Here is a 14,272-nt window from a genome sequence, read left to right as displayed (position 1 = left end):
GTCAGGTGGCGCGGATCTGGGCGTCGAGCACGGCCGTGATGGCCTCGGCGTTGCTGGCCATGAACTTGGCCAGCGCCGGCGGCATCAGGTCGAGCTGCCGGATCGCCTCTGCTGTGAACGGTACGCGCACGACCTCGTAGCCGCCCCGCTCGGGCTTGTCGAACTCGGTGCCCGTACGGGCCGCGATGTCAATCTGCTCCAGGCGCGCGGCGAAGATGTGTTGGACACCCAGGCCGTCCTCCAGCGAGTCGGTGATCAGGTACACGAGCTCAGCCTTGCTCAGTTTGCCTCCGAGCTCCTCGAACACCTCGCGGTGCAGGGCGTCCTCAATGCTCGCGTCCTCGGCCTCGACGCCGCCACCGACGGTTACCCAGTACGCGTCCCGGCCGGGCTTGGTCCGCTTGATGAGAACAAGCTCGTCGCCGTCCAGAAGGATGGCCCTGGCATTTCGCTTGGTAATTGTCATCTCAGGCACCGCTCCCGGCCGTTCACAGTGGTTACTGATCTCGCCGATTGATGCGTCGATAAACGCGCCCGCCAGGCCGCTGTCGACACGTGTCGTCTGGGGTCCCCGTACCGACACCGAGGATTCCCGCCGCCACCGGCCTGGATGCCTGGGCCGCCGCCTGCCTGGCCCGAATACATTGGCCAGGTCACGACGAGGTAGGAAGGGAAGCTCATGACACATCGGATCTGGCGGGACAGGTACCAGTCCATGGATGAGTCGCTGGTCGGCTGGGCGACGAGGGTTGCAAACGCGGAACTCAGCCTTGCACTTCCGAGGCGGTGGGCGCACTCGCAAGGGGTGGCAACTCGAGCGGCCGAGCTTGCGCAGATCTTGGGAAGCGACGGCAGCCTTCTGTTGGCTTCGGCGGTGCTGCATGACGTGGGGTACGCACCCCGGCTGGCGGTGACGGGCTTCCATCCGCTCGACGGGGCACGGTTCCTACGCGATGAGCATGGTGCTGATGGACGGCTCGTGCGGTTGGTAGCGAACCATTCCTTCGCACGGCTGGAAGCCGAAGAACGCGGGCTTCGGGATTGTCTGGATGCTGAGTTCCCGTTGCTTGACGAGCCGCTGTTGGTGGACGCGCTCGTGTATTGCGACATGACGACGACGCCCGACGGGGAGCGGACAACCGCCGAGGAGCGGGTGGCGGAGATCGTCGGCCGCTATGGGGCTGACAGCCTGGTGGGGCGCTTCATCCGTCGGGCGTCGCCGCAGATCCTGGCGGCTGTTGAGCGGGTGGAGGCGGTACTGGCGACTCAGCCGAGGTAGGGGAAGGAACCAGCGAGGTAGTCGCCGATCTGCTGGCGCATGCTGGCGTGGATGTCGTACTGGTCGAGGTCGGCGGGCTGGATGAAGCGGACGCCGTCGGCCTCGTCGTTGATGGTGGGCTCGCCGCCGATCGGGCGGCCGATGTAGGTGTTCTCGTACTGCTGGCGGATCTCGCCGTCGGTGTAGGCGACGATGTGGTGGGGGTTGGTGTAGACCCCGAGGAAGCCGGTGATCTCGGCTTCGATACCGGTCTCCTCCAGGCATTCCCGCACAGCGCACTGGGCCGCGGTCTCGCCAATGTCCTGCGCGCCGCCGGGCAAAGCCCACTGGCCGGTGTCGCGGCGACGCTGTAGCAGGATGGCACCGCTCTCGTCGACAACGAGCAGGTTGCTGGCGGGGATGAGGGTATTTGCCTTGGGTGCGGCGGGGTCGTTGTAGTACTCAGTCCTGCCCATGTGCGGCGGTCCCCTCTTGGTTGGGAGTCCAGAGCCGTGCGGCGGCCCAGACGGCTTCGAAGCTTTCAGCGTAGTTGTCGAACCACCCTGTGCTGTCACCTTTCTTGAGGTGCAGGAGGGGATTGGCGCTGGCGGGCTGGCCCCAGACGTGCGGGTTGACCAGCAGGTTGTCGTCGTAGCGGAACAATGACGTGTAGAGCGTGGTGTCGTGCAGCCGCACTTCGCAGCTGGCCTCGGGAAGTAGCGGGCGGTAGTAGGTCAGGGAGGCGCGGATCTTGGCTGCGAGAGCGTCGCCGATGCCTTCCTCGCGGCCCCGGATGGCGACTGCCTGGCCCCCCGGGTCGCCGAAGCACAGACGAACACGCACGCCATTGGCGGCCCGCTCGGCGAGCATTTTGGCAACGTGCGGATTGGACTGTGCGAAAAAGGTGCCGGAGAAGACGAGCACGCCGATCTCCTTTCGGGCCTCTTGGAGGAGGGCCAGCCACATGTCCCGGGGAACGGAGGCCCGGTTCGGGTACGTGCCGACCAGGTCGCCGCCCCCGGCGGTGTTGGGCGCGCTGGTACGTGGTTGCGGGGCCGGCCAGAGGAAGGACTCCTCCACCCGAAGGTGTTGGGCGGCGCGGAACCGATGACGCGCGTGGGGGACGCGTCCGCCAAGCCAGCGTCCAACGGTCTTGGGATCAACCTCGCAGACTTCGGCGAGCGACTCGGGTGAGACACCACGCTGGGCAAGTACGGAGTGCAGTCGCTCGTTCACAGACGTCATGCAAGCGGAGCGAGGAGCGATCGGGCAAGGACGTTTTGGGACGTTCATACGGGATGAGGCCGGGACGGCTCCCTACGCTTGCGCCATGCAGCTCATCGTCCTGTGGGACATCGACCACACGCTCATCGAGAACGCGGGGGTGAGCAAGGAGATCTACGCCGATGCCTTTTCGGCGCTCGCAGGTCGTCCTGCCACGAGGCCGGCGCCGACGGAAGGCCGGACGGACCGCATGATCATGCGCGAGATGCTCCGGCAGCACGGAGTGGCAGTACCGGGTTGGTCCACTGTCGAGGCTGCCCTGACCAGGGCTGGCGAAGGGCGCGAGGAGGATCTCCGCCGTCGTGGGGCCGCGTTGCCGGGGGTACGAGAGGCACTGACCGCAGTGGCCCAACGTTCCGGCTGGGTGTCGTCGGTTCTGACGGGCAACATCGCGGCCAATGCCCGCGTGAAACTGTCGGCTTTCGATCTTGATCTGCTGCTGGATCTCAGCGTCGGGGCGTACGGCGCTGATGCCGATCAGCGCCCCGACCTTGTGGCCATTGCGCGTGAGCGGGTTCAGCGCCTTCGCGGTGTCCGAGGCGATGTGCCCGTGGTGTTGGTCGGAGATACACCCAGGGACGTCGAAGCGAGCCTCACGACGGGCTCCGGAATCATCGCCGTCGCCTCGGGGATTCACGGCCAGGCGGAGCTGTCTGCCGCCGGCGCGGCCGTCGTGCTACCAGATCTGTCGGACACCACGCATGTACTCGCGCTGCTTGAGGACTTCGCGCGGGAGTGAAAACGTCCCAGGACGTCCTTCGTGGCGTCCGAATACGCGGTGATGAGGTCCCAGAGGCTCAGGAAGTATCAGGGCCTCGACGAGGTGACCGGCCGAAGCAGGCCCGCAGGTAATCGGGGCCCGCCGTGTGGGGGAGCCCCAGAACTCTTGCGCGGTGTGCGGCCCTGCTCTGGGCGGCCCGTCCACGGCCCCACCGCTATGGGAAGAGGATCTGATGAAGCGCGAGTACGGGGCGAAGTTCCTGGACATTGACGTCGCCCACCTCAGGGTAAGGCTGACCAAGCTTGGTGCCGTCCAAGTGCTCCCTCAGACCCTCGTGACCTGCAGGATCTTCGAGCACGATGCTCTCGGCGGCGCCTGGCTCCGCCTGCGGGACGAGCACACCCGGTCCATCCTCACGCTCAAGCACGTCGCTGGCGCCGCCAAGACCAGCACCACCGAGACCGAGGTTGCAGACCTGCACGCCATGGCCGACATCCTTCGCAGACTCGGCCTGCGCGAAGCCCGCTATCAGGAGCACTACCGGGAGCAGTGGCGCCTGGGCGAAGCCGACTACAGCTTCGACACGTGGCCCGATCTTTCCGCATTCCTCAAAATCGAGGCCCCGGACGAGGCATCCGTTCGTCAGGCTGCCGCGCTCGTCGAACTCGACTTCGCAGAGGCCTGCTTCGGCAGCGTGGAGGAGATTTACGAAAGCGAGGCCGGCCGCAGCATCCTCGGCGAGCCCACGCTGCTCTTCTCCAACGCCGTCCGAGTCCAGGCCCCCTGACCCAGAAGACCAGGTGGCGCATCCGAGTCATTCCACAAGCTCTGGTTACTCGGGAGCCGGAGGCGATTCGGATCGACCAGGGCAAAGTCTGCCCAGCATCGAAACGCGATCGGCCTGCCAAGACGCGCCGACGCCGGTGCGCGCATCTACATTCCCCCGGCTTCGAGGACACCATGCATCAGGCATCAATTCAGCGCTGTGAACGATCGCGTAATGAACTCAGCTCGGAATCCGGCTACGTCGTGGTGCTGCTCCACGAAGGATTCTATGGAGCTGTGTCGGGCAGCGGCTTCAGCAACCGGGCCTTCCTGACCGCCCTCGCACAAGATCTGCCGCATGGGCTCCTGGTGGTCGTACCGGTCGTCCTGCCCCCCGCCCGCCCCGGCCGCGACCCGCAGTGGGAGGTCGACGTCGAAAGGATGTTGGCGAAGGCCGGAGCGAGGGTGCTGCCGCTTCAGGGTGAGGCCATGCTCACGTCGCCTGTCGGCTGTGAGGCGTTATCTGCCATGGCCGTGCGCCGAGCCGCGCCTTACCTTCAGGGCCGGTCGCTGCTCGTCGGCTGCGATGTGCCTTTCCTGGCCGTTGGCTCGTACGCTCCGAAGAGCGCGGATGTACTCCTCGTGCCCCGGTCCACGGCCGCAATGGTCCGCCCGGAGGACAGCTCACAGATCGCCTGGGAGCGGCGCGGGCTGACCGCGACCGTCGCCGGTGGCGGCCTCGTGGCGGCTATCTCCGACCATATGAGGGATCACCTGACTGGCACCTACGGGCTGCCCGACGGCGTGGTGCTGGACCTCCCCAACGGGCTTATGCCCGCGGATCAAGCCGTGGTGCACGGCCCCGTGCTACCGCTGCCGGCTGGCGCCACCGACGGATTCGTCTTGGCGATGGGGCGTGCTGTGGAGTCCAAGGGATTCGCGGATCTCCTCCATGCCGTGGGCCTCCTCGGAGACCAGGGCGTTGCGGTCCCGCACCTGGTGCTCGTGGCCGCGAGCACGGGTGAGCGGAATTCGCACCAGGTGCAGTTGCGCGGCCTCATCGACCGACTCGGTATCGAAGCCACGCTGCTCACCCGGTTCGATCCGCGTGTGCGCGGTTGGCTGGGCGACCCCAGCCTGCGGGCGGTGGTGGTGCCCTCAAGGGCTGAGCCGTTCGGCCGGATACCGCTGGAGGCGTTCGCCGCTGGGGCCGGCCCCGTGGTGGCCACCACCGCAGGGGGGTTGGCGCAGACCGTCCTCGACGGCGTCACTGGCTACTCCGCGCCGCCGGCCTCGCCCCAGGCGTTGGCAGTGGCGCTCCATCGTGCTCTGGACGCTTCTCCCGCCGACCGCGCCCGGCTCGCCGAGGCTGGGGCGCGACTCCTGGCCGAGCGCCATGACTACGCCGTTTCGGTCCGTTCCGTCCTCGAACGGTGCGCGCCGTGGGCGTTGTCCGCCCGGGCGGGGGTCAGCCAGTGATCCGGCCGGTCGTAATCGCCTTGAACTCGCCGCACTCGTTCTGGGCGATCGGGCCCGGTCATATGGCCTGGCTCCGGGACGAGTTTCCCGCGCTGGAGTTCCGCACGGCTGCTGATGAGGAGCTACCGACCGCCCTCGCGGCTGCGGAAACCTATTTCGGGTGGCGGTTCGAGGAACGGTGGCTGGCCCTGGCGCCCCACTTGAAGTGGATCGCGACCCCGGCTGCCGGAACCGATCACCTTCCCGCCCGGCAGATCGCAGCCTTCGGCGCCGTGCTGACTCGCTCGTACGGTTTCCACGCCCAGCCGGTGGCCGAGCACGCCATGGGCATGATCCTCGCGTTCTCCCGCGGCCTTCTCACCAGTTCCCGGCTTCAGCGCACTCATCGGTGGTGGAAGGATGACCTGGCCGGTGAGTTCTTCGACCTCGCCGGGGCGACGATGATGATCGTCGGCTGCGGCAGCATCGGCACCCACCTCGCCGGGATGGGACGAGCTTTCGGCATGCAGGTCCTCGGCGTCCGCCGCACCCTGCCCCGCGCGCCCCAGAACGGCATCGAATGGATACCCGCCTCCTACTGGCGGCAGGCCCTGCCCGCCGTGGACGTGGTCGTGAACCTGCTGCCTGCGACACCAGACACGGTCGGCGCCTTCGACGCTTCGACATTCGCTGCGTTCAAGCCCGGCTCGGTGTTCGTGAACCTTGGCCGGGGGGCAACCGTCGACCACGTGGCGCTGCTGGGAGCCCTCGAAACCCGCAGGCTGCGCGGCGCCGGCCTCGACGTCACCGACCCTCGTCCGCTGCCCCGGAGTGACCTGCTCCGCCGCCACCCGCGGGTGCTGCTGACCCCGAAGACCGCCGTGTTCTCCCACGCCTACATGGATAGGGCCGTTCGGTTCTTCGCGGACAACCTGCACAGCTACCTCTCCGGCCACCCGCTGCGCGGCGCGGTCGACGAACCGATCCCCGACCGGATGAAAGGAATCCACTGATGACGCTCGCCACCGAATACAACGACCTCTTGGCCGCGTTCGCGGAGACGGGGCGCAACCACCCCTACTTGGCGTTCACGCTGAACGGAATCTGCGACCGCGACTGCGTGTTCTGCAAGCCGCGCTGCATGCCGGACTACGGACACAAGGACACCGTCCTCTCGGTACCCGAGTACGCGGCCATCGCCCGCACCGCCGGGCAGTGGGGGGTCCGCAAAGCACACTGTTCCGGCGGGGAGCCGACCCTCCGCAAGGACATCCTCGACATCATCCGGGTCCTGGCAGAAGGGCTGGGCGAAGGCGCGCAAATCGGCATGACCAGCCACGGAAACTTCCGCAAGGGACTCTCGGTGGAAGGGTTCGCGGAGGCGGGGCTGACGTACCTGAACGTAAGCCTCCACAGCACCGACCCCGGCCGGTCCGCGGAGATCATGGGTGGCGGTGACCCGGGCATATCGCTCGCCACCATCACGGAGGCGCTGGACCTCGGCCTCAAGGTAAAGATCAACTGCGTGCTGATGCGTTCCTACATCGAGGACGCCTTCGCCGTCGCGTCGCTGGCCCGGAGCCTGCCGGTGGCAGTGAGGCTGATCGAGTTGCAGAACATCGGCCCCGCCAAGGAGATGTTCGAGACCGAGTTCATCCCCGAGGCGGAGGTCCGGGATTTGCTCGGGGACTGGTTCACCGGGGCTGGCGAAGTTTCCCGTACTGACCTCGGTGTCCGCAGCCCCGGCCGATACCTCCAGCCCGACGGTTGGAAAGGCTCCATCGGCTTCATCTCCAACTCCTCGTGCGCTACGTGCTCGGACGCCAACCGCATCAAGGTCACGCCGAGCGGGGTAGCGCGCCCCTGCATCCTCCACAACCAGGACATCCAGCTCCGCGAATACCTTGCCCCCGGCACGCTGGACACGGCGTTCGCCCACCTGTTCAACGCCATGCTCGAACGCAACACCAACCCGGCCTGGGGCGGATATCACTACGTCGACTACGACCTGCGGTGGGACCGCATGGAACGCCCCCAGGGAGCTGCCGTCTTCCTCCCGGTCCTCGCCACCAACAGCGGAGCCGGATGCTCCGTCCGCCGGCTGCCGACCGGGGTCGAGGAGTGAACACCATCTACGAGGCAACCACCGCCCTGTACGCCCGTCACCTTCGCGCTGCTGGGCTGCACCCGGTGATGGTTACGCACAAGTGGCAACAGCCCGATCTCATCGCCCCGCATTCCGACCTGGACCTGCGGCTCGTCCTCGATGCCGCCCCGCCCTCCTGGGGGGACTTCAACACGCGCGTGGCTGCCGCCCACACGGCGGCCGTCGCCGCCGACCCGGCGCACGGCCGCTTGCTGGAACACCCGCCCGGGTACGCGTTCACCACCGCTGAGTTGGACGCCGGCCTGGTCCAGCCCGCCGAGGTCGCAACCTGGTCGCCGGTCCATGGTTCGCAGCAGATCCTCGGACAGTGGATCAAGGCCGCCGACGCCGAACCATGGACGGCCTCCGACGCCCGGTTCTACTGGGCACTCCTGGACGCGCGGGTGGCTGGCCGCTACCGCCTGGCTGCCGACGCCACGGACAACGTGCACCGTGATCTGAGCGGCTACCTGCGGCACTGCGTAGCCTGGCACTACGTCGCCCCATGCTGGTTCGCTGCCGCGTGCCTGGCCACCCACAGCCGCTTGTCGGGCAAGCTCGACGCGCTCACCCGTTGGAGGCCTGGCGACACCAGTCACCATGCTGAACTGTTCGCCTCGCACGCGGGGCCCGTTGGGTCCCGGCCCACCCTTACCCCCCGATTGCTGATGCGGCACGCGCACAGCGCGGTGGAGGCCGCCTTGCACTACACCCCAGCTTCCTTCGGCGAGCCGGGTAGCCGGCCGGGGCTCGGGCTGCGCCGGGAGTGGGCGATGACTGCAGGCATGCTGCGGGTCAAGCCAGCCCGCTGGCGGTACTACCTGGACCCCCCGCCCGGGATCGCCACCGGCTACCTCATCGCCCGCGAGGCCAAGGAACTGACCGCTGCACAAGCCGCGCTGGAACGGCTGGCCAGCCACGGAACGGCCGAGGAGCGGTCAATGGCCGCCCGGGTGGCCGCCGTACTGCCCCCGCCGGGTACACCGACCAGCGCTGGGCTGCTGCGGGACCTGCTGCGGTCCTGGTCGAGGGCCGGTGCGGCCCTCGAAGACTTCCTGACCGGCCCGACCCAGACTATGGAAGGCGCCCCACTATGACGCGCCCGCTCACACCCCCACGGGTGCTGAAGACTGCCAAAGTCAAGATCACCACAAAGTGCAACCGGTCGTGCGACTTCTGCATCTTCGCCGACGGCGCCCACGGCGAGAACATGAGCCTGGAGCTGTTCGCAAGGATCCTGGACCGGCTCGGGACCGTACCGTTCCGGCAACTCCACATCAACGGCGGCGAGCCGACCGTCCACCGAGACTTCCCCGCCCTCTCCCGGCTGGCCCACACCCGCCTGCCGGACACGGTGATGGTGCTGGGCACCAACGCCATTACCCTCGCCCGCAACCAGCGGCTCCTCGACGTGACCCTCGAGGTCTACGACCAGATCCTCATCGGCTGCGACGACGAGCACGGGAACTACGACGAGGTCGCCCACGTCGTGCCGCTGCTCCGGCAGGCGGGCAAGACCGTCGTGATCAACAGCGTGCTCGAGGCCATCTCCTCCAGCCACCTCGACCAAGTCGCCGCCCTGTGCGAGCGGACTGGCGCGATCCACGTCACCAACCACGTCCACCACATCGACGTCGGCCAGCCGGACAACCGGCTCGGCGGGCTGTGCGCCCGCTATCTCGACCAGCACCTCATGGTCGAGATCGACGGCTCCTGCTACCGGTGCTTCAACGCAATGGCCAAGGAGGACAGCGAGTTCACCGTCTGGGACGAGGATTTCGCGACGAAGCTGTTCGCCCCCCGCACCCAGCACTACCGGTTCTGTCTCAAGTGCCACGAGTACACCGACTCCGGGCGCCAGACTGTGCCCGCGACTGCTGGAGGTACCTGATGCCCGTCGCCCTGGGCTTGAACTTCCACCACGACACATCCGCCGCGCTCATCGTCGATGGCCGCCTCTACGCCGCCGAGGAGGAACGCTGGTCCGGCCTCAAGCACCACCGCGAGCACGGGCAGCACAAGGCCGTCCTGACCGCCCCCGCCCGCTCCCTCGCCTGGTGCCTGGAAGCCGCCGGGATCGAGCTTGGTCAGGTGGACGCCGTCTGGGCCGCGGGGATGCGCCCCCACCCGCCCGGCGGGCAGTACCTGGCCACCGAACGTGAAGAACTCGCTGCTCTCCTGCCTCAGCCGCTCGGCGACATGCTCCGGTTGATGTCCCACCACACCGCGCACATGCTCTCCGGCTATCTCATATCAGGACTCGGCCACGCCGCCGGCCTGGTCATCGACGCCGGGGGCTCACCCCTCGGCGTGGACTTCGGGCCCGGCAGGGAGAGAACCACCGGCTATGACCTGCGCCCCGGCCACATCGACCGCGTCCACCAATCCATTCCCAGCCTGTCCGCAGGACCGTTAGGCGTTGAGCGCGTCCACCACTCCCTCGGGCACTTCTACCGCAACATGGCTCACCGAGTGATCCCCCCGGGAGATGAACCCGAGGGCAGCATGATGGCGCTGGCGGCCTATGGCGACCCTGCCCGCTACCGGCAGCTGATCAGCGAGCTGATCCACCTCGGCGACGACGGTGCTGTCCGCATCGCCGCCCCCTATGGTTCCGCGGACAGCTGCACCCCGCTCAAGGCCGGCGGCCGGGCCTGGACGCAGGCTGGCGCCGCCGACGTGCCGCTGGCTGAACGCGCTGACTTCGCGGCGGCCGTCCAGGAGGCGTTCGCCGCCGCCGTGCTCCACACCGCCCGGCACCTGCGCCAGCTGACTCGCGCAACTGACCTGGTGTTCTCGGGAGGGTGTGCCCTCAACTCTCACCTCAATGGCACTCTCGCCCAGGACTCGGGGTTCGACCGGCTGTTCATCGCTCCCGCGCCGCACGACGCGGGGACCGCCGTCGGCGCTGCCCTCTACGGATGGCACCACCACCTCGGGAACGACCCGCTGCCAGCCCCGGTCGACGCGGGATGGGGCCCCGTGCCAGGCGCCCTGTCCCTGCGGGATATCCCCGACGGTTGGCACAACCTCGGTGACCTCGGTGACCACCTCGGGCCTACAGTCGCAGGGCTCCTCGCGGGCGGCAGCATCATCGGATGGGTACAGGGCCCCATGGAGTTCGGCCCCCGGGCACTGGGGCACCGGTCGATCCTCGCCCACCCCGGTCACGCCGGCAGCCGCGACCGCCTCAACACGATCAAGCGGCGCGCTGGGTACCGACCGTTCGCCCCAGCGGTCCTCGACACCCACCTCCGTGATTGGTTCACGGGCGACGCAGACCCGTTCATGAACCGCGTCGCCTGTATCCGGCCTGAGCAGGCTGCACACGTCCCGGCCGTCGTCCACCACGACGGAACCGCGCGCGTCCAGACCGTCGCCGCGGGGCACGCCGGCCTGGGCCGCCTCTTGGAGGAATTCCGGCAGCAGACGGGCCTGCCGATGCTGCTGAACACCAGCTTCAATCTCAAGGGCACGCCGATCCTGCGGACCGCCGCGCAGGCAGCCCAGGGCGCCGCCGGGCTTGGCCTCGACGCGCTCGCTGTCGGCACGACCCTCCTGGCCGCCGATCACGGTCAGCACGCCGCGCCGGCCCGGGGGTGGGCGGCGTGACCGATCTGGAGAGGGCGGCCTGGTCTGCTCTTGACGCTGCCAGCTGGGAGCCGGGCCAGCAGACGACGGCTCGCACCTGCGCAGCAATCGCGGTGACTTTGTACGGGGGGCACACCCGCGACCAGGGCACCCCGTACATCGAACACCCCATGGCAGTGGTGAAGCTCCTCCGCGAAGAGCTCGGCGTTGTCTGCCCCACGGCCCTCATGACCGGGCTTCTTCACGACGTGCTGGAAATCAGCCCCGGTGCCCGCGATCTGATCGGCCGACGGCTCGGGGTGAAGTTCGCCAACCGACTCGCTGACATCACTCCCGACCACAGGCTCGAGCAGCGAGCCAAGGGGCCTGGAGACCGTCAGGCGTGGCGGGAGAAGACCGCAGCCCTGGAGCCGGTGCCGCTGCTGATCAGGCTGGCAGACCGCATCCACAACACCCGCGACCTGGCCAAATCTCCCGACCTGGCGCGCCGCGCCCGGTTCCTGGACGATCTGGCCGCCTTCTACCTCCCGCTCGCCGAGGCACGCCGGGCGGCCAGCCCTCAACTTGCCGCGGCATACCGGGTGCTGCGGCGTGAGTACGACAACCACCAGGAGGAGGGGCACCATGGTGCAGACCGTGTACTGCATGGAACCGACGGGCAGGACCGGCGGCAGGGTCTACCTCCGAATGATCCACAACGTCACAGCTGAACACGTGCGCTGGGGCAAGGTGCCCGACTACAAGCGGGCCGACCGCATCCGGCGCTGGCGCAAAGTCCGGCATCTCCAGCGCCTGGCCCCTGTCATCGCCGCCCTCGACCGGCCCGACGCCTCGTTCGTGTGGGACGACCTGAGCCTGCTGCTGTTCACCCCAGGCATGCGGGCGCGCACCGTGTTCGTCTTCCACCACTACGAGCCTCTTCAGCATGACTCCGCACCGTTGGAAGCCGTCCTGTGGCAGCAGCTGTTCGCCGTACTACCCGAGTGCGCGGCCGTGGTGTGCGTTGCCCCGTACTGGGCGGAGTTCCTTCACCACCGTGGAGTAGAGAACGTTCACGTCATCTACAACGCTTTCGACCTGACTGAGATCGACACCGTACGCGGTCTCGACCGGGTGGCGTGTCGGGCCGAGTTCGGGCTCGCGGCGGACACTATCGCCGTCTACGCGGGCAAGGCTGTCCACTGGAAAGGAACCGAACACGTCGCCGGCCAGCTCGACGGCGCCTCGGGCATGAGGGTCCTCGCCACCGGCAGCAATACGATCGGGTTCGCCGGCAGCCACCATGATCTGCCACGGGACCGGTACCTGAGGCTGCTGCGGGCGTGCGACGTCGGGGTCTTCATGCCCGAGATGCAGGAAGGGTGGAGCCGCTGCGCCGCCGAAGCGGTCCTGCTCGGTATGCCGTGTCTCATCCGGCCTCTCGCTGGCCTTAGCGACCTTGCTGCCCTCAGCAGTCAGCCCGCCCCTGACCTGGACCGGCTGCTGCAGCAGGTCCGAGACAGGGCTGCGGCACCACAGGAAGAGGCCAGGGCCGCGTACGCGGCCCTGGCCCAGTTCGACACCGGCTACTTCGCCGACGCCTGGAGCACAGTCCTCGCCAAGATCAGCTGACCGAAGCGGCTGCTTCTTCCTGGCCCGTCAGACGCGCCGATGCGGCGTCCAGGCGGGCCAGGACCCGGTCACGTCCCAGCACCTCGACGGACTCGAACAACGGCAGGCCGACTGTACGACCGGTGACAGCCACCCGCACCGGCGCTTGAGCCTTGCCCAGCTTCAGCCCCTGCCCAGCCGCGACGTCCTCCAGGCCCGCGTGCAGCGCCGCCGCGGTCCAGTCGTCCAGAGCCGCCCACCGCTCCCGGGCTGCGGCCAGGATGCTCTCCGCGCCCGGCTTCATGGCCTTCGACCAGGACGCCTCATCATGCGGGGGAGTGTCGAGGAACAGCCAATCCACGTAGTTCGTGATCTCCGACAGCACGGTGATGCGGGTCTGGGCGTATGGGGCCACGGCCTGCCAGACTGCCTCATCGAACGAGGCCTCCTGCCACGGTGCCGCCTCACCGGACAGCCAGGGCCGGCAGGCGTCGGCAAACTCCTGCGGGGACAGCGCCCGCATGTAGTCCCCGTTGAACGCCGACAGCTTCTTTACGTCGAAGAACGCGGAGGCCTTGTTGACGTCTTCCAGCCGGAACAGCTTCTCCAGCTCCGTGAACGGGCGGACCTCCACGTTGTCGCTGGGGCCCCAGCCCAGCAGCATCAGGTAGTTCACCATTGCGTCCGGGAGGTAGCCCTCGGCGAGGTAGTCCTCCAGAGCTACCTTGTCGCGGCGCTTCGACAGCTTCTGCCGCTTCTCGTTCACGATCACAGGCAGGTGTGCCCAGACGGGGACCGAGGCCCCGAGCGCGTCCCACAACAGCTGCTGCTTGGGGGTGTTCGACAGGTGCTCCTCGCCTCGGATGACGTGCGTGATGCCCTGCTGGATGTCGTCCACTGCGTTGGCGAGGATGAACACGGGGCTACCGTTACCCCGGGCGATCACGAAGTCCTCCAGCGCCTTATTGGGGAACTCGGTTCGCCCGCGCACGACGTCGTCCACGACGGTCGCGCCGTCGTCGGGGGTACGGAAGCGCAGGGCCCGGCCGTCTGCGTGCTCGAGGCCACGGTCACGACAAAACCCGTCGTAGCCGAGCTGCTGGGAGCCGGTGCGGGCGGTCAGCTCATCACGGGTGCAATCGCAGTAGTACGCCTTGCCCTCGGTGTGGAGCCGGAGAGCCGCGGCCCGCTGTTCCTCGGTGTTGTGGGACTGGAAGTACGGTCCCTCGAAAGTGGGCTCGTCGGTGTTGATGCCAATGGAGGACAGGGCGCTGATGATGCCGTCCACCCACTCGGGCCGGTTGCGGGCTTCGTCGGTGTCCTCGATCCGCAGGACGAACTTGCCTTGCTGCTGTCGGGCGATGACCCAGTTGAAGAGAGCGGAGCGGGCTCCGCCGACGTGGAACATGCCCGTAGGCGAGGGGGCGAATCGGACGCGGATCGAGTTCATCGGGCCAGG

15 protein-coding genes are annotated in these 14,272 nt (G+C 68.0%); 11 read left to right on the top strand and 4 right to left on the bottom strand.

Annotated elements, in window-relative coordinates:
- Position 1: 1 nt before the first annotated feature.
- On the bottom strand, positions 2-466 hold the full coding sequence (locus tag ACIQZO_RS23385) for an NUDIX domain-containing protein (protein WP_403629137.1): 465 nt from the start codon (positions 464-466) through the stop codon (positions 2-4).
- A 249-nt stretch (positions 467-715) separates the two neighbouring features.
- Here ACIQZO_RS23385 and ACIQZO_RS23380 point away from each other — a divergent pair, with 249 nt between their 5' ends.
- Entirely contained in the window at positions 716-1,279 is a 564-nt protein-coding gene (locus ACIQZO_RS23380) for an HD domain-containing protein (RefSeq protein WP_403629134.1), read from the top strand.
- On the opposite strand, the gene ACIQZO_RS23375 is transcribed toward ACIQZO_RS23380, so the two are convergent.
- Both ACIQZO_RS23375 and ACIQZO_RS23370 read right to left on the bottom strand, forming a co-directional pair.
- The gene (locus ACIQZO_RS23375) at positions 1,267-1,734 is read right to left on the bottom strand and encodes an NUDIX hydrolase (protein WP_403629132.1); all 468 of its coding nucleotides are present in this window, start codon (positions 1,732-1,734) and stop codon (positions 1,267-1,269) included. The two genes, ACIQZO_RS23380 and ACIQZO_RS23375, sit on opposite strands and share 13 nt — an antisense overlap.
- A complete protein-coding gene (locus ACIQZO_RS23370) occupies positions 1,721-2,494 on the bottom strand; it encodes an XRE family transcriptional regulator (RefSeq protein ID WP_403629129.1) in 774 nt (257 codons plus the stop codon). Before ACIQZO_RS23370 ends, ACIQZO_RS23375 begins: the two co-directional genes overlap by 14 nt.
- Positions 2,495-2,588: 94 nt before the next feature.
- Between ACIQZO_RS23370 and ACIQZO_RS23365 the strand changes: the two genes are divergently transcribed.
- The 10 genes from ACIQZO_RS23365 to ACIQZO_RS23320 all read left to right on the top strand — a co-directional run bounded on the left by ACIQZO_RS23365 (position 2,589) and on the right by ACIQZO_RS23320 (position 12,834).
- On the top strand, positions 2,589-3,281 hold the full coding sequence (locus ACIQZO_RS23365) for an HAD family hydrolase (RefSeq protein WP_266876160.1): 693 nt from the start codon (positions 2,589-2,591) through the stop codon (positions 3,279-3,281).
- A gap of 214 nt (positions 3,282-3,495) precedes the next feature.
- Positions 3,496-4,050: a CYTH domain-containing protein gene (locus ACIQZO_RS23360; protein ID WP_403629126.1), complete on the top strand. Its 555-nt coding sequence runs from the start codon at positions 3,496-3,498 to the stop codon at positions 4,048-4,050.
- Positions 4,051-4,223: 173 nt separating this feature from the next.
- Positions 4,224-5,507 carry a glycosyltransferase family 4 protein gene (locus tag ACIQZO_RS23355; protein WP_403629123.1) on the top strand — a complete coding sequence of 428 codons (1,284 nt, stop codon included), beginning with the start codon at positions 4,224-4,226 and terminating at the stop codon, positions 5,505-5,507.
- Between the two features lie 20 nt (positions 5,508-5,527).
- Complete coding sequence (locus tag ACIQZO_RS23350; protein ID WP_403629120.1) at positions 5,528-6,499, top strand: D-2-hydroxyacid dehydrogenase; 972 nt, start codon at positions 5,528-5,530, stop codon at positions 6,497-6,499.
- Positions 6,499-7,611 carry a radical SAM protein gene (locus ACIQZO_RS23345; RefSeq protein WP_403629118.1) on the top strand — a complete coding sequence of 371 codons (1,113 nt, stop codon included), beginning with the start codon at positions 6,499-6,501 and terminating at the stop codon, positions 7,609-7,611. The genes ACIQZO_RS23350 and ACIQZO_RS23345 overlap by 1 nt, the downstream gene beginning before the upstream one ends.
- Complete coding sequence (locus tag ACIQZO_RS23340; protein ID WP_403629117.1) at positions 7,608-8,729, top strand: hypothetical protein; 1,122 nt, start codon at positions 7,608-7,610, stop codon at positions 8,727-8,729. The genes ACIQZO_RS23345 and ACIQZO_RS23340 overlap by 4 nt, the downstream gene beginning before the upstream one ends.
- Positions 8,726-9,523: a radical SAM protein gene (locus tag ACIQZO_RS23335; RefSeq protein WP_403629115.1), complete on the top strand. Its 798-nt coding sequence runs from the start codon at positions 8,726-8,728 to the stop codon at positions 9,521-9,523. The genes ACIQZO_RS23340 and ACIQZO_RS23335 overlap by 4 nt, the downstream gene beginning before the upstream one ends.
- Entirely contained in the window at positions 9,523-11,244 is a 1,722-nt protein-coding gene (locus ACIQZO_RS23330) for a carbamoyltransferase C-terminal domain-containing protein (protein WP_403629114.1), read from the top strand. The genes ACIQZO_RS23335 and ACIQZO_RS23330 overlap by 1 nt, the downstream gene beginning before the upstream one ends.
- Positions 11,241-11,933: an HD domain-containing protein gene (locus ACIQZO_RS23325; protein ID WP_403629111.1), complete on the top strand. Its 693-nt coding sequence runs from the start codon at positions 11,241-11,243 to the stop codon at positions 11,931-11,933. The genes ACIQZO_RS23330 and ACIQZO_RS23325 overlap by 4 nt, the downstream gene beginning before the upstream one ends.
- Complete coding sequence (locus ACIQZO_RS23320) at positions 11,848-12,834, top strand: glycosyltransferase (protein WP_403629109.1); 987 nt, start codon at positions 11,848-11,850, stop codon at positions 12,832-12,834. Before ACIQZO_RS23325 ends, ACIQZO_RS23320 begins: the two co-directional genes overlap by 86 nt.
- Here the strand turns inward: ACIQZO_RS23320 and gltX are convergent.
- Positions 12,827-14,221, bottom strand: coding sequence for a glutamate--tRNA ligase (gltX, locus tag ACIQZO_RS23315; protein WP_403629469.1), 1,395 nt, complete (start codon positions 14,219-14,221; stop codon positions 12,827-12,829). The two genes, ACIQZO_RS23320 and gltX, sit on opposite strands and share 8 nt — an antisense overlap.
- Positions 14,222-14,272 lie beyond the last annotated feature (51 nt).

The organism is Streptomyces sp. NPDC097617 (genome assembly GCF_044761485.1).
GTDB lineage: Bacteria > Actinomycetota > Actinomycetes > Streptomycetales > Streptomycetaceae > Streptomyces.
This window is presented reverse-complemented; position numbering and strand designations above follow the sequence as displayed.